This is a genomic window from Clostridium chrysemydis (assembly GCF_015234215.1).
In the GTDB taxonomy this organism is placed as follows: Bacteria; Bacillota; Clostridia; order Clostridiales; family Clostridiaceae; genus Clostridium; species Clostridium chrysemydis.
This window is the reverse complement of sequence record NZ_JADEKP010000003.1, coordinates 100,485-119,410: the sequence shown is the minus strand read 5'-3', so window position 1 is coordinate 119,410 and position 18,926 is coordinate 100,485. Positions and strand designations below refer to the sequence as shown.

At 29.7% G+C, this 18,926-nt stretch carries 21 protein-coding genes; 4 read left to right on the top strand and 17 right to left on the bottom strand.

What is annotated here, in order from left to right:
• From INR60_RS10670 to INR60_RS10620, 11 genes are all read right to left on the bottom strand, one after another.
• The gene (locus INR60_RS10670; RefSeq protein WP_194191518.1) at nucleotides 1–429 is read right to left on the bottom strand and encodes a GlcG/HbpS family heme-binding protein; all 429 of its coding nucleotides are present in this window, start codon (nucleotides 427–429) and stop codon (nucleotides 1–3) included.
• A 16-nt stretch (nucleotides 430–445) separates the two neighbouring features.
• Complete coding sequence (locus INR60_RS10665) at nucleotides 446–958, bottom strand: cob(I)yrinic acid a,c-diamide adenosyltransferase (protein WP_194191517.1); 513 nt, start codon at nucleotides 956–958, stop codon at nucleotides 446–448.
• Nucleotides 959–974: 16 nt separating this feature from the next.
• Nucleotides 975–1,325 carry a glycerol dehydratase reactivase beta/small subunit family protein gene (locus INR60_RS10660; RefSeq protein ID WP_194191516.1) on the bottom strand — a complete coding sequence of 117 codons (351 nt, stop codon included), beginning with the start codon at nucleotides 1,323–1,325 and terminating at the stop codon, nucleotides 975–977.
• Nucleotides 1,326–1,328: 3 nt separating this feature from the next.
• A complete protein-coding gene (locus INR60_RS10655) occupies nucleotides 1,329–3,164 on the bottom strand; it encodes a diol dehydratase reactivase subunit alpha (protein ID WP_194191515.1) in 1,836 nt (611 codons plus the stop codon).
• An 18-nt stretch (nucleotides 3,165–3,182) separates the two neighbouring features.
• Complete coding sequence (locus tag INR60_RS10650) at nucleotides 3,183–3,602, bottom strand: diol dehydratase small subunit (protein ID WP_194191514.1); 420 nt, start codon at nucleotides 3,600–3,602, stop codon at nucleotides 3,183–3,185.
• 21 nt (nucleotides 3,603–3,623) lie between these two features.
• A complete protein-coding gene (locus INR60_RS10645) occupies nucleotides 3,624–4,187 on the bottom strand; it encodes a propanediol/glycerol family dehydratase medium subunit (protein WP_194191513.1) in 564 nt (187 codons plus the stop codon).
• A 13-nt stretch (nucleotides 4,188–4,200) separates the two neighbouring features.
• On the bottom strand, nucleotides 4,201–5,865 hold the full coding sequence (locus INR60_RS10640; protein ID WP_194191512.1) for a propanediol/glycerol family dehydratase large subunit: 1,665 nt from the start codon (nucleotides 5,863–5,865) through the stop codon (nucleotides 4,201–4,203).
• Nucleotides 5,866–6,139: 274 nt separating this feature from the next.
• Complete coding sequence (locus INR60_RS10635; RefSeq protein WP_194191511.1) at nucleotides 6,140–6,874, bottom strand: response regulator; 735 nt, start codon at nucleotides 6,872–6,874, stop codon at nucleotides 6,140–6,142.
• A gap of 11 nt (nucleotides 6,875–6,885) precedes the next feature.
• Entirely contained in the window at nucleotides 6,886–8,118 is a 1,233-nt protein-coding gene (locus tag INR60_RS10630; protein WP_194191510.1) for a sensor histidine kinase, read from the bottom strand.
• A gap of 216 nt (nucleotides 8,119–8,334) precedes the next feature.
• Nucleotides 8,335–9,039 carry an MIP/aquaporin family protein gene (locus INR60_RS10625; protein ID WP_194191509.1) on the bottom strand — a complete coding sequence of 235 codons (705 nt, stop codon included), beginning with the start codon at nucleotides 9,037–9,039 and terminating at the stop codon, nucleotides 8,335–8,337.
• Nucleotides 9,040–9,530: 491 nt separating this feature from the next.
• Nucleotides 9,531–10,481, bottom strand: coding sequence for a DHH family phosphoesterase (locus INR60_RS10620; protein WP_194191508.1), 951 nt, complete (start codon nucleotides 10,479–10,481; stop codon nucleotides 9,531–9,533).
• A gap of 207 nt (nucleotides 10,482–10,688) precedes the next feature.
• Between INR60_RS10620 and INR60_RS10615 the strand changes: the two genes are divergently transcribed.
• Nucleotides 10,689–11,081, top strand: coding sequence for a hypothetical protein (locus INR60_RS10615; RefSeq protein WP_194191507.1), 393 nt, complete (start codon nucleotides 10,689–10,691; stop codon nucleotides 11,079–11,081).
• 92 nt (nucleotides 11,082–11,173) lie between these two features.
• On the top strand, nucleotides 11,174–11,581 hold the full coding sequence (locus INR60_RS10610) for a hypothetical protein (RefSeq protein WP_194191506.1): 408 nt from the start codon (nucleotides 11,174–11,176) through the stop codon (nucleotides 11,579–11,581).
• Nucleotides 11,582–11,612: 31 nt separating this feature from the next.
• Here INR60_RS10610 and INR60_RS10605 read toward each other — a convergent pair whose 3' ends face one another.
• Complete coding sequence (locus INR60_RS10605) at nucleotides 11,613–12,116, bottom strand: hypothetical protein (RefSeq protein WP_194191505.1); 504 nt, start codon at nucleotides 12,114–12,116, stop codon at nucleotides 11,613–11,615.
• Between the two features lie 146 nt (nucleotides 12,117–12,262).
• On the opposite strand from INR60_RS10605, the gene INR60_RS10600 reads away from it, so the two are divergent.
• Nucleotides 12,263–13,027, top strand: coding sequence for a DeoR/GlpR family DNA-binding transcription regulator (locus INR60_RS10600; protein ID WP_194191504.1), 765 nt, complete (start codon nucleotides 12,263–12,265; stop codon nucleotides 13,025–13,027).
• A gap of 123 nt (nucleotides 13,028–13,150) precedes the next feature.
• On the top strand, nucleotides 13,151–13,543 hold the full coding sequence (locus INR60_RS10595) for a hypothetical protein (protein WP_194191503.1): 393 nt from the start codon (nucleotides 13,151–13,153) through the stop codon (nucleotides 13,541–13,543).
• Between the two features lie 34 nt (nucleotides 13,544–13,577).
• Here INR60_RS10595 and INR60_RS10590 read toward each other — a convergent pair whose 3' ends face one another.
• The 5 genes from INR60_RS10590 to INR60_RS10570 form a co-directional block, all read right to left on the bottom strand.
• Nucleotides 13,578–14,771: an ABC transporter permease gene (locus INR60_RS10590; RefSeq protein ID WP_194191502.1), complete on the bottom strand. Its 1,194-nt coding sequence runs from the start codon at nucleotides 14,769–14,771 to the stop codon at nucleotides 13,578–13,580.
• A 1-nt stretch (nucleotide 14,772) separates the two neighbouring features.
• Complete coding sequence (locus INR60_RS10585; protein WP_194191501.1) at nucleotides 14,773–15,456, bottom strand: ABC transporter ATP-binding protein; 684 nt, start codon at nucleotides 15,454–15,456, stop codon at nucleotides 14,773–14,775.
• Nucleotides 15,453–16,580 carry an efflux RND transporter periplasmic adaptor subunit gene (locus INR60_RS10580; RefSeq protein ID WP_194191500.1) on the bottom strand — a complete coding sequence of 376 codons (1,128 nt, stop codon included), beginning with the start codon at nucleotides 16,578–16,580 and terminating at the stop codon, nucleotides 15,453–15,455. Before INR60_RS10580 ends, INR60_RS10585 begins: the two co-directional genes overlap by 4 nt.
• A gap of 150 nt (nucleotides 16,581–16,730) precedes the next feature.
• Nucleotides 16,731–17,204 (bottom strand): LURP-one-related/scramblase family protein, encoded by a 474-nt coding sequence (locus tag INR60_RS10575; protein WP_194191499.1) that lies wholly within the window; start codon nucleotides 17,202–17,204, stop codon nucleotides 16,731–16,733.
• Between the two features lie 32 nt (nucleotides 17,205–17,236).
• Complete coding sequence (locus INR60_RS10570; RefSeq protein WP_194191498.1) at nucleotides 17,237–18,622, bottom strand: L,D-transpeptidase family protein; 1,386 nt, start codon at nucleotides 18,620–18,622, stop codon at nucleotides 17,237–17,239.
• Nucleotides 18,623–18,926: the final 304 nt, after the last annotated feature.

Here is an 18,926-nt window from a genome sequence, read left to right as displayed (position 1 = left end):
TTATGCTCTATTAAAAGCTTCTACAGCAGCAGTTGCTATAGCCATATCTTCTTCAACAGTTCCGCCACTTACGCCAACTGCTCCAACAACTTGTCCATCAACCTTTATTGGGAATCCACCACCAAAAGGTACTATCTTACAGTTGTTTGTTAATTGTAAACCATAAAGGCTTTCTCCTGGTTTTACACACTCAGCTATTTCGTGTGTTCCTTGCTTTAAGCAATTTGCTGTGAAAGCTTTGTTTATAGCTATATCAATGCTTGTTACAAATGCATCTTCCATTCTGTGCATAAGCATTAAATTAGCTCCTTTGTCTACAGCTGCAAAACAAACTGGTACGTTCATTTCTTTAGCCTTTTCTTCAGCTGCTTTAGCCATTTCTTTAACTACTTCTAAGCTTAACTCTTTTACTTCGTTTAACTTTTTCATAAAGTTACCTCCTTTATTACTTAACTTCTTCATACCTTGCTACTGCAAATAGGCAATCTGAAAGTCTATTAATATACTTTTTGATTTCTTCTCTTAAAGAAACAGTTTCATCTAGTAATGTCATGTTTCTCTCAGCTCTTCTAGCTATAGTTCTAGCTACGTGAAGATAAGCTGATGATTTGTTTTTTCCTGGTATTACGAATTCTTTTAAGGGTCCTGCTATTTCCATATAGTGATCGATTTCGTTTTCTAAGCATTCTATATGCTCTTTTTGTATCTTATCTTTTAAAAGTTCTAAGCCCTTTTCGTCACTTGCAAGTTCTGCACCTAACATAAATAGCTCTACTTGAATTTTTCTAAGAAGGTCTTTTTCTCTTTTCTCTTCTATTTCAGCGTAAGCTATTCCTATAAATGAAATTAACTCATCTATAGTTCCGTAAGATTCTACTTTTAAGTCAGATTTTTTAACTCTGCTTCCTCCAAAAAGTGCTGTTTGACCTTTATCACCTGTTTTTGTGTAGATATTCATAAAAATTCTCCTTTTGTTAAAGGTTTTTAAGGGGCATACCTTTTACTAATCTAGCCCCGTTAGCTCCAAGACTTCTAAGGGTAGATTCACCGTTTTTTAAACTATTAATAAATAATGGTGAATCTTCTTTTAATTTATCTGTTGTTAAACTTATATTTCCCTTTGAATCTATTCCTATTCCAACAGAAAGTTTTGATCTGTTAGATGCTAAATGTGCTAACTTTTTTGAATCATCATCTATTTCTTTTTTTAGGGCAAAAGGGATTCCTTCTTCTTCTATTCCATAAAGTACTTCTAAAATAGTTTCTTCTTCTACTTTTTCATTTAAAAATACCATTATGCTAGGAGCGCTATAATCTTTTTTCATAAATTAAGCATCTCCTTCATAAGCAAGTACAAGTCCTGTTGCAACTGCATTTCTAGGTCCTTCTACTCCTCTTATATTTCCTCTACCTGCAACTACTCCGTAATGTGAAAGTGCATCTGTTACAAGTTCTGGTATTTCAAAATCTAATGAAGATCCTCCAACTAAAACTACAAACTCGATGTCTCTTATGTTTCCTGTTGGTGAAACGCTCTTTAAAGCTCTTAAACAGTTAGTTACAAAAACTCTTTCTTTAGCTGTTCTTCTAACGCTCTTGATTTTTTCAAGAGAATTTTGACCATCTATTGGGATTAAGTTTCCGTCTTTTATTATTACTATCTTTGCAAACACTGATGAATCTAGTGGTTTATCAAAGAATTCTACTGTTCCATCTTCATGTCTTATATGGAATAAACTTTCTGCTTTAGCTAGAGGGTACTTTTTGATGTCTTCTGCTAGTTTAAAGTCTTCTATGCCAAGTTCTGATTTAATTAACATAGTAACCATATTCCCAGCTCCAGCTAAGTGAATTGAGTTTATTTCTCTCATTTTATTTATTATAGAAGCATCAGTTGAGCCTGCTCCCATATCTAATATTGCAAGTGGTGTGCTAGTTCCTGGAGTTGTTAGAGCTCCTCTAATTGCCATATCGGCTTCAACTCCACCAACTTCAACTTTTACATTAAGCTTATCTTCTAAGCTTTTTGCAATTATTTGCATTTGTAACTTGTGAGCTTTAACCATAGCAGCAATTCCTACTGCATTTTCCATTGAAAACTCCTTAGCAAGTCCACCTTTTACTCTTTGTGGAATAAATGTATCTACTGCTAAAAGGTCTTGAATCTTTATATCAGTAACGCTTTGGTTAGTAAGTTCAGCCATAACTCCTCTTACTTTTTCAAGCATTCCTCCAACGTTTGACCCTGAGTCTCCTCTTAAATCTTCAATTGGAGTACAAAGACTTACAGCTTCCATTATCTTTTTAGCTCCGTCTTCAACGTCAACAGATTCTTTTCTTTTAAATCCAGTAATATTTATTTTTCCTGCTGGTATTTTCTTTTCTTTAACATCACCTTCTGGAGTTTTAATAACTACAGCTGATCTGTTACCTATAAGTGCTCTTGATACTGGTACTATCATCTTTGTTTCTTCTGATGTAAGTCCAAAAACAGTTGCTATTCCGTAAGGGTTTGATAATTCCTTTATAACTGAACCTTTATCAGCAACTTCAACAGCTGCTCTCATGTTAACTGGAACTTTTTCAAGTAGAGATACTTCATCAACTATAGGTATTTTTTTATTTAATCTATTGTTTATTAAAACTCCGTCATCTCTTTGAACTATACAAGCCTTAATATTTAATCCTCTCTCAGTAGCTTTGTTTATTTTATAAACTGCTTCTAAGAAACTCTTTTCCTTTAAGACAAGTGGTATAAATGCATTTTCTTCTTCACTTAAATCATTTGCATCTATATCTTCTAAACTGTCTAAATCGATAGTTTTCCCGATTCCAAGACCGATTCCTCCTGGAGTTGTTGGGTTGTGACCTATCATTGTAGATTCAGTTATTATTGTTTCTGTTATAGTCTCCATAGCTACATCACCAATAACTGGTGCAGCTTCGTTGATTCTAACTAGGTCTAATTCTTCTAAAGTAATATTTGCACGCTTTAGTGCCATATTTAAAGAATCTATTACACCTCTTATATTTTCTTCTGTTCCTTTGATTCCTGTAGTTGGAATTATTCCACTACTTAAGAATTCAAATCCATCTTTAGTTACCCTACCAAGTGCTGTTTCTGTAGATGAGTTTCCTATATCAATTCCTGCTATGATTTTCACGTGTTACACCTCACTTGATTATTCTTCAGTTCTTAACTTCTTTCTTTCCTCATAAACACCAGCTGCTTCACGAACGAAGTCTGCGTTTATTTTTGCTCCATATTTATGCTCAAGTTCATCAGCTATAACATATAGATCTTCTTTAGTTGAACGATAAGGTCTTAATGCATTATACATTTCTAGTATTCTATCATCTGGAACGCTTATAAGTTCTGCTGCTCTTCTAAAGTTTCTAGCGATTGCATCTCTGTTCATGCTTTCAGCTATTTGAGCTTGCATCTCTAAAGTTTCTGGTGAGATTCTTATATCATCTGCGTTTATTTCTCCATTTAGAACTTTATCTAATGTAATATCATTTAATTTTTTTCCAGTTGGAGTTGTTATATCATTACCTCTTTTAGCTGTTAGAGGATAATCTTTTGCAGTAAATTTTTCCATAATACTTTCAATCCTTTCTTCTTAGAAGCTAACTTCTAATTGTAGTGGTTTTTTTCCGTTATCTACATACTTAGTTTCTTTTATGTGAAGTAATGCAGCTTTAGCCATAAACTTAGGTCTTACCATTTGGTCGTTCTTAACTGGTACTGGTGTTGGTGATTCACCTTTTGCATATTTTGCTGCGTTTTTACCTATTAATCTGTAAGTATCAGGAGTTAATAGTGGAGCTTGTGAAAATAACTCTAAGTTATTTAAAGGAAGTAAATCTTTTTGGTGAATTACTGTAGTTCCTTTTGATTGAATTCCGATTCCTATTCCTGATCCACTTAATTCTGCTGCATCGTGAGCCATAAATGATACGTCTGAAGTTCTGATTACTCTAACTACTCTTGCAGTTAATCCTTCTTCTTCTACTCCGGCTATCATTTCCATTAATGCTACGCTATGTGGTACATCAACTATTGTTTTGTTTTGGTGTTTGTGGAAAGCTGGTCCTAAAGCTATAACAACTTCGTCAGGTCTAACGTTTGACTTAGCTTCTCCAACTTCCTTTACAGTAAGTTCTGGTATAAAAGTCTTTTCCATCCGTCTTCTCCTCCTACTTAATATCTTCTGGCTGCATTACAGTTGGAACGTTTTTAATTTCTTCCCATCTTTCGCCATCTAATCTGTAACCTGTTCCAGGTCCCATATAATCATTTATGTCATTTACAGCACTTATAACGTTAAAGTCTTTATCAAGTATTGCTGAAGTTTGAAGATAATCTCCTGTAACTCTTTGCTTAAGCATGTTAAGTAAGTTGTTAGCTACATCTTCAAGATTATTTTTGCTTAAAGCTTTTATTATATCTAATCCTGTGATTCTTCTTTCAAGCATTTCTTCTGCTGCTTTTAAGTCTTCTACTATGTTTCTGTCTGGCATTTCTTTACTTCCGTGACAGTAAGTAGCTGCTTCTACTTCTTCGTCAGTTACATCTGGGAATCCTAATTCTCTAAATATAACTTGGATACATCTAGCTGCTTTATTTCTAACTTTAATAGTTTCTTCTTCTGTTACAGGCTTAACTCCACCATCAACTTTTAAGTCTCTTTGAAGTATGTTGTAATCATCAAAGTCTTCTGCATCAAAGTTTGATCCAGCAAACATATTATCGTAGTTTGGAACTGCACTATATCCTGAGAATATGAAGTCTGTTCCTGGAAGCATTTGCATAAGCATTCTTGCTGTTCTTCTTATATCTGAGTGTGAGAAAGTTTGATCGTTTGCTGATGCTACTTCTATATCAAGCATTGCAGCTATTAAGTTTTCTCCAAGTACAGCTCTTATTCCTGAAGGAACAGCCCCTGTCATTCCGATACAACTTACAGCTCCGTTTTGAAGTCCTTGAACTCCAGCACCTTTAGTTATGTAGATACATCTTGATTCTAAGTAAAGCATTGATTTACCTTCTGAGTATCCCATTAATGCTTCTGAACCTGTTCCTGATGTAAATCTCATTTTAAGTCCTCTTGAAGCATAAGCTGATGCTAAGAATGCTTTTGACCAAGGAGTATCATCTCCATCTGTAAATACAGCTTCTGTTCCGTATACTGAAACTGTTTCTGCATAACTTGTAAGTCCTCTCATTCCAAGGTCAAGTTCAGTTGCTTCCTCAACAGCACATTGAGTTAAAACTCCACCTCTACCAACTTGTGAACCTACTAAAATAGCAAGTGCATTAAATGGTGCATATCTTACGATACCTACTGTAGTTTCTTGCTCTGCGAAGCCTCTAAGTGCTGCTTCAGCTGCATCTGCTGCGATTTGTACTGGGTTGTCTTTTACGTTTGTAACGTGACATTGGTTTGCAGGAGTTCTTCTTGCTCTCATTTTTTGAAGAGCCATCATCATCTCAACTACGTTCATCTCTTCGATTACTTCAACAGCTTTCTTTGGAGTGATTGCAGTTGTTAATTTAACGATCTCATCTCTGCTTACATTTATATCAACTAATTTCTTTGCTATTTCTGTAGCTGAAAGCTTCATAGCATCTTCAGCTTCCTCTAAGTTTATTGCATAATCAGCTATAAACTTGTCTATCATATCAAAGTCTTCTCTTTTTTTACCGTCTAATTCTACAACTAGTCCGTTTTCTATTTTTATTGATGATTTAGGATCATTTGGGTTATCTAAGGCTATTAATCCTTCTTCTGCCCATTCTCCGATAAGTCCGTCTTGATTTACAGGACGCTCTGATAATACTTGGAATCTTTTAGATTTCACTTAAATCAGCCTCGCTTTCAAAAATTTAATTTGTTAATTTTTTATCTATGTCTAGATTGTAAACCATAGTCACATTTTTGCCATTGAATAATAACGCACAGTTATGTTAAATTTTTGACTAATGCAAAAGATAAAAATAGGATTATTTTATCCCATTTTTAGAAAAGGTTAAAATAATCCTATTTTTTATACAGATTTGTACTATTTAATTGTATTTTTATATGACAAAAGCGATATTTTCATATCGCTTTTGTTTTATCTCTATCAAATTTAGTTATTTTTCTTCTCTAAAGACCTTAGGCGTGACCCCTGTTGCTTTCTTAAATACCCTTATAAAGTACCCGCAATCGTCAAAACCTAAATCTAAAGATATATTTATTATAGGTAAATATGTATTTTTTAAAAGCTCTTTTGCTTTTTCTATTTTTTCTTCGTTTATGTATGATATAACAGTTTTTCCAGTTTCTTTTTTAAATAATCTACTAAAATAACTAGGGCTTAAATTGCAAAAAGATGCGATATCTTCTAGCTTTATAGGCTTTGAAACATTATCTTTTATAAATTTTTTCCCCTTTTTAATTAGATCTTCTTTGTCTTCTTTCACTATTACTTCTTCACTTAAAACTTCTACTGATTTAGTATTTATTTTGTCAATGATATTGTTTACTATATCTATAATGTTTGATGGCTTAATAGGTTTTAGTATATAATCAGTTCCTCCAAGTACTAAAACTTTATGTATAAACTCAAAATCATCATATGCTGTGATCATTACTACTTTTTTATTTGGATATTCGTTTTTTATAAGTTCTAAAGCTTTAACTCCATCTATCCCTGGCATCTTTATATCCATAAATATAATATCAGGATTAAACTCTCTATTAATTTCTAAAGCTTCTTTACCGTTTTTTGCTTCGTAAACATTAGAAATTCTTTCATTTTTTTCTAAAATAGCTTTTAGAACTTCTCTTTCAAGCTTTTCATCATCTACAACCATTACATTAACCATAACTTATCTCCTTATATTTTTTTCGGAATAATTATGTTTACTTCTGTCCCTTTGCTTATTTGACTATCTATTTTTATTTCATAATCGTCTCCAAAGCAATAATACATTCTTTTATTTACGTTATTAATCCCTATCTTTTCTAAGCCAATCTTATCTCTATTTTTTATTTCTTCTCTTATTTGAAGTAGTCTATCTTCTAAAATCCCTATCCCATCATCTTCAATTTTTATATTTATATTATCACCTAATGAAGAAATTAATACGTTAACATACCCGCCTTGTTCCTTTTCTTCAATACCGTGAAGAACTGCATTTTCAACAAATACTTGAAGAGCTAAAAAAGGTATTTGAAAGTTTTTTACGCTTTCTTCTACTTCTAACTTATATCTAATCCTATCTTCAAATCTGACCTTTTGGATCTCAAGATAAGCTTTAATATTATCTACTTCTTCTTGTATTTTTACTATCTTGTTCGCTTTTTTAAGAGTATATCTTAAAATATGTGATAAATTATAAATTACATCTGATGTTTTAGGTGCATCTTCAATTATTGCAAGTGAAGATATGCTATTTAAAACATTAAATAAAAAATGAGGATTTATTTGAGATTGAAGTGCTTTTAATTGGATTGCTCTATATTCTTCTTCAAGTTCAAGTTTAGCTCTCTCTGCTATAGCTATTTCAATATTCTTTTTATAAATCTCGTTTTGAGTTCTTTTAAGCATAGCTTCTTCAACTATATAATTACTTATATGAGACATCATCTCTGAAATCGATTTGATTTTTTCATAGCTTAACATAGGGATATTCTCGTAAGCTTTTATTATTCTATCTTTTTCATCTTCGTCGTACTTAAGGTCTTTAACTAATACTCTTTCTATGTCGTGTTCTTCAGCATCTTTAAGTAGTACTTGCCCTACCATAACTGCGCCTAAGTATTGTCCGTCTATTATAATAGGCACTGCAACATCTATAAGACCTCTATGGCATTTATAAATATAAAACTTTCCTTCTCTTGCAGCTTCAAGACCACCTCTTGAGTCGCACTTTTCGCAAAGCTTAGAAAACTCTTTTTTTTCACGAATAAGAGTACAATACTCACTACATCTGCTGTGTTTAGTTACAGGAATACCTTTATAATCAACTGTGATTATAGAACTTTCAGTAGCTTTTGCAATATCGTCTTGAATCTTTTGAAACGTATCAACATTAATTATTTCTCTAATATCAAGTAAACTAGCCATATATCCTCCTATAATTCTCATCTTTTGATTTTATTTTATGTATTTTAAAAGGGGCTTTTTAGCCTCTAGTTCTATTTAATCTCTTTCTTACTTGAAAGGATTTAAGATAAATTGCACTCTTAAATTTGTAGTAGATTTAAGTTTATACTCTTATATATGTTAAAAAAGTGTATTTTAAAGAAAACTTTAAAATACACCATTTTTCTAATTTAATTATTAAAAAATATTTGTATAAACTATAGCACCACAGATTGAACCAAGTATTGGTGCAACTATAGGAATCCATGCATAACTCCACTGTGAATCACCTTTACCTTTGATTGGTAATATAGCGTGAGCTAGTCTTGGACCGAAATCTCTAGCTGGGTTTATAGCATAACCAGTAGGTCCACCAAGACTTATACCTATAGCCCAAATTAAAAATGCAACTATAACAACCTTAACTCCATACCCTAAGTCTTGAGCTCCGATTCCAAGTATAGAGAAAGTTAAAACAAAAGTTCCTATAAACTCAGTTAAGAAGTTTATTTTTAAATCTCTTATTTCTGGAATTGTACAAAAAACACCAAGTTTTGAAGTTTGGTCTTCAGTTTCGTTAAAATGGTTGTAATATACTATATAAACAACGATTGCACCAAGGAATGCTCCTACAAGTTGTGCAATAATAAAGGGAAGAACTTCTCCCCAAGCAAATTGACCAACGCAAGCTAGTCCAATCGTTAACGCAGGATTAAATAAAGCTCCACTAACACTTGTGAAAATAGCCGCTGGAATTGCAACTGCTAAAGCCCATCCTGTTGTGATAACAATCCATCCTGAATTATTTCCTTTAGTTTTCTTTAAAACTACGTTCGCAACAACACCATCACCTAAGATGATTAAAAGCATTGTTCCTATAACTTCTGCTAAATATACTGCCATAAATTATACTCCTTAAAATTTATAGCACGTATATAGATTTTAAACATTAATTTAACATAACAACAATTATAATATAATATAAACGTTAAAATATAGTCAAGGAATTTTTGTTATTTATCTAACATTTTCATAAAAAACCTTGGAATTAGTATTAATTTTTTAGGAATTACTACTTAATAATTCCATATTATCAATAACTTTCTTGGGATAATCCTTATCCATTAGCTAAATTTTTAACTATGTTTCTTCAAATAAAAATCATAAAAAATAGTTAATATAAAGTAAAAAGAAATACTTATCCAAAAAATATAGTTAAATAATTTTATTTCTCCACCTCTAAAATATAAATAAGTATTTATAACTAAAGAAGTTAAAAACAATATAATAGATGTCCTTTTTAGTAATTTAACAATAAGATTATAATCTCCTTTTTAAAAGTGTGTAAAAAAAATACTAAACCTAAAATAGGCTTAGTATCTTTAGTATATTAATTAATTATTTTTACAATTAGTATCGAAATCTTCAAGCATTTTTGAAACTGTATCCCAATCCTTTATAGTAGCGCCGGCTGCTAAAGCGTGTCCACCGCCACCATATTTAAATGCTATATCATTTACTACAGGTCCGTTTGATCTAAACTCACCAAATATTTCTCCGTTTTCTTTCTCTGCGAAAAATACCCAGTTTTTAATATTTTCTAAATCTGCTAGTGAATTTACCATTCTAGCTACTTGAATTGGCTCTAAGTTAAACTCTTTTACAGTCTCGTAAGGAACCTTTAAATAAGCTACTCCGTTTTGAGTTATTTTGAAGTTTCCATAGATATATCCTAAAACTTGAAGCTCTTCTTTCTTTTTCTTATACATTTCTCTATAGATAGGTTTTGCTTCTATATCAAATGTTATTTTAGGTAACTTTTCTAAAAGTGAAGTGGGATTATCTAAATATAAGAATCTTCCTGTATCCCCTATAATGCCAGCGTATAAAGCTTCTCTTCCTTTTTTACTTATCTTAAGTTCTTTCGTGCTATTTAATAATATATCAAGTATCATTTCACTACATGATGAGTAGTTTGTATCAACAAAAATTAAGTTTTCAAAAGGCTCTGTGAAAGGTTTGTGATGATCTATTTTTATTATGTAATCACAATCTAAAAAGCTTTGATCATCAACTCTTTCTGCGTTAGATACATCTAAAACTATAGCTAATGTATTTTTAGGGTCTTTTAGTTTTACGTTATCTGTTTCACCGATATAGCTAAGTCTATCTGAGTGTTCCCCCATTAGATACACATTTTTGTCTTTAAAGCTATTTAAAATTATATCTTTTAACCCATTTGATGAACCGTATGAATCTGGGTCTGGCATAACGTGTCTATATATTGCTATTTCTTTATATTCTTCAATCTTTTTTACTATTTCGTCGATTAGTTTTTTATCCATTATCTTTACTCCTTTAAGTGTTTTTTACATAAATTATATACCAACTTTTTCCCATAGTACAGTAAGTTATTCCTTTAACATAAGGATAAGTATTCCATTAATTTTAACATTCTAAAAACTATTTTAAATCTACTTTAAAATAGAGACTAAAACATTAATTTATGCTAAATTATTTTAGGGGAATTTATTATAAGGAGTAAATCACATATGAAAACTACTAAAGATGACGAATTAGGTCTTGGAATAAAGATCATTTCAAGCCTTTTTTTAGCTTATTCTCTAATAGCTCTTATATCTTTAATCTATTTAGTAATATTAAAACCTGATAGATTAAAATTAGAACTTTTTCTACTTTCAAAAGGATTTTTGATATTAGATATAAAACTATTATTTTTATCTTCACTAGTCCTTCTAATATCAGTGACTTTAATTTTATTAAAAAAGAAAATAGGAGTATATTTCTTTGGATTCTTAATTGCAATGCATATAGCTACAGATATATTACTAGATGAAAATATATCAGAAACTATGCTTTCTTTAATACTTCCAACTATTATGATTCTACTATTATATAAGCATAAAAATGCATTTATCTACTAAATAAGTATCTTACTTTTAAGATACTTATTTTATTTTTTAACTAATTGTGGTAATTTAAAATAGACATTATTTAAGGAGGATTTATTTTTATTATGAGAGATTTAAAAAATCAAAAATTAGGTGCAGGGCTTTTAGTTGTCCTGATAATTCAATTAGTTATGTTTTTATTTAGCCTACCTGGGACGTTTAACTTTTTATATAACCCAGAAGCTTTTAATAAAATCTTTAGAGAAAAAGGTCTTCCTGAAGTTCCTGTTTCTTTTATGGCTATAGGTGCTTTTTTAACTTGCCTTATGATACTTGGCATTACCCTTATGCTTCTTAAGAAAAATATTGGAATATACATATACTTTACTGGAGTTTTAATTAATATAGTTTCATCTCAAGTATTTAATGGATTCCACATAGTAGCATTTTTACAACAGCTTTTATTCCCAATATTAACTTTTATATTATTATATATGAAAAGAGATATATTCTTTAAAAACATAAAAAAATAGTGAAGTAGGTCAATTTATTTGGCCTATTTCACTATTTTAAATTAAACATATATTTAAAATTCAAGTCTGACTTTTCAAAATCTAACTTAAACCCATAAAATTCTTCTATTACTCTTTTTAAATCATCATATTTAAATTTTAAATTGCCACTATACATATTATTAATAATATATAAAAACCACACTTCATAAATTGCTTCAATTAATGTTTCAGGTTTAGATTTAAAAGCTGAATTACACCTAGTAGCCGTTTTTATAAGTTCGTGTTTTAATAAATGATCGTCTTCAAAGGCTGCTTTTTCTATAGCTAAATCACAAAATCTACCAGCTAAAACCCTAATTAAATTTAAGGTTTTCTTATTTGAACTCTTTATTTCTTTATATATATCTAGAAAATAATCGTAATGAATGTAGATAGGATTTTTTTTAGATAGAAATATATTTTCTTCCTCTAAAAAAAGCATATTACCCTTAATATCTATTTTTATATATTTAATTTCATCTTCTAAATCTAAAGATAATTTTTCAGCTACCATTACACACCTCATTACTGTTTATTATCATTTTTTACTATTTAATTTTATTTTATAAATTTTTTATGATAATGTCAATATTTCTGTTATCATTTGTTGCTATTTGTATTATAATGAGAATAAACAAAACTAACTAAGAGGTATACTATATGTTTATGGAAGAAAGATTAGAAAAAATATTAGACCTTGTTAAAGAAAATAATAAAGTCTTCGTAAAAGATTTAAGCAAACAATTCAACGTAACAGAAAGTATGATAAGAAAAGATTTAAATAACCTTCAAAAAGAAGGTTTAGTAGAAAGAACCTACGGTGGCGCAATACTTCCAAGAGGAATTGCCGAAAATTCTACTATAACTAAAAGGCTAGAAAAAGATACTTCGATTAAAGAAATTATAGCTAAAAAAGCTTTTGATGTTATAAATGATTTTGATACTATCTTTTTAGATATATCTAGTACAAATTATATACTAGCTAAGCTATTATCAAAAAGTGATAAGAAGATAACTATTATAAGTAATATGATTGAAATTTCTTCGCTATTTACTAATCCAAACAGCGATATCCAGTTAATTTGTATAGGTGGACTTTATAATAAAAAATTAGGTGGCGTTACAGGCTCTGAGGCTATTAATTCTATATCTAAATACAAGTATAACAAATCATTTATAGGGGTTGGCGGAGTAAACATATTAAATAGAAGTATCTATAACTTTGATTTAGAAGAAGGTAATACAAAGAGCGCTATAATCTCATCTTCTAAAGAAGTATATTTATTGCTACAAAACGAAAAATTCAACTTAGATGGGGCTTATAAATTCGCTTCTTTAGATAAAGTAGATTTTATAATAACAGAATCTACCCCTAGCCCTAAAATATTAGAATCCCTTCAAAAAATCAAAATAGAAGTATTATAATTTTGTATATTTAATAAATAACGTAAATAACCTTTTAAAATTGTTAATAATCCATTGTTTTTCTTCTTTATGTATTATAAGGTATTAATAGGAAATATTTTATAACTATTTTAAGGGGGACTTATGGAAAATTACGAAAATGAAAAAAGAAACAAACTTGGAGGAGGTATTATAACTTTAGCTGTTATTCAGTTTGTAACAAATGGATTTGGTATTATAGGATTACTTATGATGATGTTTGGAGATGAGTTTTACAAAAGTTTAGGTATAACTGTACCACCAGCTAGTTCATTAATAATCGATTTAGTCTTTGTTATTATAACAATAATAGGTTTAGTTTTAATATTACTTAAAAATAAAATTGGTATTTATATATACTTTACTATAATAGTTTTAAGCATAGTATCTACAACAATTTTTTATGGTTTTTCTATAACTAATATATTATTAAGTTTAATATTACCAGTTTTAACTGCAATTTTTATCTACAAGAAAAAATACTTATATTTTGAATAAAATCAAAGGGATGCATAGGTGCATCCCTTTAGTTTTACTTATATATTGCTTTTATAGGATCCATCTTACATGCGTTTCTTGCAGGAATAACTCCAAAGATAACCCCTTCTAAGATAGATATTAAGGTTGCACCTATCACAGTTTTAAACGTTAAGACAGGCTTAAATGGCATTAGCATTCCAGCTCCAGTTGATATTAAGAAGCCTACTATTATACCAATTATTCCTCCGATTAAGGTAACTATTACAGCTTCAATTAAGAATTGCAATAATATACTCTTAGGGCTTGCACCTATTGCTCTTCTTATACCAATTTCTCTTTTTCTTTCAGAAACTGATACATACATAATATTCATAACTCCAATACCTCCAACTATTAAAGATATTCCTGTTATAAATGCTACGAATTTAGTTAAAGCTCCAATTATACTATCTATAGCTTTAGCGCTCTCTTGAGGATCTTTTAAAATATAATCTCCTTCTTCAGAGCCGTGAACTGATTTTAAATTTCTTTGTATCTCATCAAAAACTTGATTCTTATCTGCTCCTTCTTTAACGCTAACGTCTATAGAAAAAATAGGATCGTCTCCCCTTATTTCTTTTAAATTTTCCTCACTTACGTAACTTTTATTTAAACCCATAAGGGCGAAAGCACCTTCACCTTCTTTATTTACTACACCAATAACTTCAAAGTTTTGTCCTTTTAAAGTTATAGCTTTTCCTAAAGCATCCTTAGGTTCTGAAAATAAATCTTTAGCTGCATCATAATTTAAAACCATATAATCTCTATTTGAATCGTCGCTACTAAACCATCTGCCACAGTCAAGCTTTGGAGCATCTTTTCCGTATTTATCTATAAATAAGGTATTTTTCTTATTATAAAAACTTCCTTCATCTACAGACATATTTCCAAATCCCATAAGCCCAGCTGAAGGCTTAACTTCTGAAACTCCACTTAACCCCTCTATAGTATTTAAATCATTTTTTGTAAAGGGCTCTAAAAGTGAATAATTAATATTTTCATTTTTAGGTTTAAACTCAATAGTTATAGTGTTTGCACTCGCTTCTTCTGAAAGTGTGTGAACGTACTCTTTAAACCCATCACCAACAGAAAGTATTACAACTACAGAACTTATCCCAATAATTATTCCAATCATAGTTAAGAATGTCCTTAGTTTATGAAACCTCAAGCTTGAAATAGCTGTTAAAAATAACTCTTTTGCATTCATCTTAAGCTTCCCCTCCAATTATATCTCCATCTTTAACCCTAATAACTTTATTTGCATATTTTATTAAATCCTCATCATGTGTAACCATAATAATTGTTTTGCCTTCTTCATTAAGCCCTTTAAGTATTTCCATTATTTCAGTACCTGTGTGACTATCTAAGGCTCCTGTAGGCTCGTCTGCAAATATTACATATGGATTATTTATAAGTGCTCTCGCTATAGCAACTCTCTGCTGCTGTCCCCCTGAAAGCTCTGATGGAAGTTTATTTTTCTTTTCTTTAAGTCCAACCATTTCTAGATATTTTAATATAAGTTCATCTCTCTCTTTTTTAGATACCTTACCTTTATATAAAAGAGGGAGTTCAACGTTTTTTCCTATAGATAATGAATCTATAAGATGAAACTGTTGAAATATAAATCCCATATTCTGATTTCTTATCTTAGACTTTTCACCTTCACTTATTCCTCTTACATCTATATCATTAAATAAATATTCTCCATCATCAAACCTATCTAAAAGACCTAGTATATTCATAAGGGTAGTCTTACCACTTCCTGACTTACCCATTATCATAACAAAATCCCCTTTATTTATTTTAAGGTCTATGTTTTTTAAAACATGAAGCTTTTCGTCTCCAGTAATATAATATTTATTTAAATTAGTAATTTTAACTATATTACTCAAGCCTCCATACCCTCTTTCATAGTAGTGTCTGGAGTTTTAACTACCTTGTCACCTGAGTTTAAGCCTTCTTTAACTATATAGTTATCCTTATCTTCTGCAACTGTAACAAAGGCTTTCTTTAGCTTGTTATCAGAAACTATATATACATATTTTTTACCATTATCATCTAGAACTGCTGATTTAGGTATAGTTATATCTTTTTCATCTAAATTTACAGTAGCTTGTACGTGAAAACCATCAACAATTCCTTTTTGAGAATCTAAATCTATATCTACCTTATAGAAAGACATATTTTGACTGCTCTTAGGGTCTAGTGACGCCGCTGAATTTTCTGGTATATCAGATACGCTTATGATTTTACCTTTAATATTTTTATTATTTGCAAGTATACTAACATCTACCTTTTGATCCTTTTTAACCTTTTGTTGATCCTTTTCATTTACAACTCCATCTACATATAGATCACTCGACCCTATAATCATATATGGCTCTTGAACGTTTTGGTTATCTTTATTTATAGTAACTATTCCATTTATAGGTGCTGTTACTTCTTTATATTTTGAAGATTTTAAATTTTTTATTTGATTCTCTAAAAGGTTTATTTGCTTATCTATAGCATTTGTATCAATACTATCTCCACTAATATTACCTGCAATAGGATTTACACCTTCTAGAGCTTCAGGAACTTTTCCGCTATTTAGAGATTCATTTTTTAATTTTTCTAACTTTTCTTTATCTTCTTTTGCTTTTTTATCTAATTCATCTTTCTTTTTTAAAAGGTCTGACTTTTGCTCTTTTGCACTTTTAAGTTGAAGCTCTAAATCTTTTATTTGAGTATCTAACTTATCATTTTTATAAGTAAAAAGCACGTCCCCTTTTTTAACAGTTTCACCATTTTTAACAGAAACACTCGATACTTCACCTGATGCTATATCTAAATATATCTTTTTAGATTCATTTGGAACTACTTTTCCGTTTATAAATACCTTCTCTACAGACGGAATAGTTATAGTTTCTATTTTTGCATCTTTTTTAGAACTTGAATTTTTTAATAATACCATCCCTATAGTAGCTGCAATAATAACTACTGCACACACTATAATCCCTATGTATTTCTTTTTCATTTTTCTCCCCCTATTTATAAATGATTACATCTTTTTTCCACAAAAGACATACTTTGATAATACCATTAATTGACTATATTTTTCAACTTTTGTTTATTTTAGATAAAAAACCTACAAAATATTTAACTTTTGTAGGCCTTTTTATATTTACTAATTACTGAATTTAACCATATCTACCATTACTAAAACACCAATCAAAAAGTTAGTATAGTTTTCATCTATTACACTCAAAGTGTATCTATCTCTTCCAAAGGTAAGCTCTTTTTCAATTCTCCCAATAATATTATCATTTAATATTATGTTATATTTTCTGCCTAAGATATTATCAGGCTTAATTAACATTTCACCCAAAGCACCTGTAACCTTATATGTATTTCCAATAAAATTCTTTTTAATAAAAGCTAGTTCTTTTTTATTATCTAAAACTCTATAACTTGCCTTTAAAGATGGTATTTTTTGTTTAAAATATAATAATTTTTCTCCAGATAAATTATATATTGAAATATTTTTTCCTAAATCAAACTTATCTGACTCTACTACAAATGCAGGAATGTCACCATCTTCTAAAACATTAAACTTTGAGCCTATAGCGAATAATTTTTCATTAATATAATAGTTTTTCATTTTTGAAAACTCCTTTTATTTAAATCTATAATTTAAGTGTTATAACATATTACTGGCGTACCAGATGAAATAGTGTTAAATATTGTCTCTGCAACTTTAGGTGGTAAATTAGCACAACCGTGAGAACCATTAGTTTTATAAATCTCCCCACCAAACTTTTCTCTCCAACTTGCATCGTGAAGTCCTATTCCTCCATTAAAAGGCATCCAATACTTAACTGGTTGTGAATAATTTTCTCCCTTTAAAGTTGCATCTTTCTCCCTATAATCAAGTCTAAATAAACCAGGTGGTGTTGATAATTTCTTAGATTCATTTCCTGTAACTATATCACTATCTACAACTAATGATCCATCTTTGTAGTACCAAAGATGTTGCTTTCCTAAATCAATTTCTACATAAGTACTTCCAGTCTCGTTAGTTCCCTGAACAACTCCCTTAAATGCATATACAGGTTCTCTAGTTACCGTCGTACCTTCTTTTATATCGGAAAGAAACTGTTCTTTTTCTCCTAAACTATTTATCTTCCAACCAAAATTACCACCAGGAACGCTTATTAACCTTCCATCATTTGCTTTAAACATAGTTCCTTGCCCGACTGTATTATGACTCTTTTCAAGCTCTTCTATAAATGAGTTAACTTCCTTATAATCAATTTTAGGGTCTAAGTTTTCACTTACAGAAAGCCATTTATTTATTTTAGAACCATCAATTACTTCATTAGCATCTCCGAAAGTATAAGTAATTTTTGCTTTTACATATTTATTTAAAATATCTTTTGTTTCCTTTACTTTAGGTGAGTCCTTGGTATATTTAGGGTTTATATATAACTTAGCTTCTTCTAAATTTAAAGATAATTTATGATTAGCTATTGAATCTTTAATATCTTTTATTGTATCCTCTTTATTTAACTTGTTACCCATTACTTCATCTGTTATTTCATAACCCCCATCTTTATATGTAAACCCTGGATTCTTAGGATTTGTAATTTTTTCTTCTTTAAAGCAATCTAAGTTTTCTATTACTTTATTAAGTTTCTCCTCATCATAAGTTATATAGTCATCTAAATTAGATTCCTTTTTACTTAAAATACCGCCAGGCCACAAAAAAGCCTTTTGATTTTCTTCAAGATTTTTTATTTCCTTTGTGTCTTTAAATTTTAAATCTATTTCATTTCCTGATATATTTTCCTTAAATCCATCTCTACCTTCTATTTCTAGATTATATGAACCTATTTTTTCTTCTACTTTATCGATAGCACCTTGTATAGTTTGTCCACCTATATCAATGCCATTTATCTTTGTTCCAAAGTAAAATCTATTAATAAAAAATATACTCACGCCTAAGTAGATTACTAAAATCACACCTATAATTATAACTACCGCTTTTGGCTTTTTTCTTTTTTTCTTTCTTCTATCCATCCTTGTATCCCCCAATATAAAATCAGATTCTACTATTAAAATAAATACCTTTAATAGAACTGTTTTAATTGATAATTTAATAATTTTAGCAGCTACTTACAATCGATTGACTAAATTATATATTTATTAAACTGGCAATTCAATAGGTTTAATCCCATTTTAGAGCTTTTTAAGTTAAACATAATCCTTACTTAATGAAAACTTAAGTTTTAAATATTTTCTTTAATTATATAATTAGTATTTAATTCAATCTTATGGATATAATATGTGAATATATTTAATTTTATTAAATTAAATTATAATA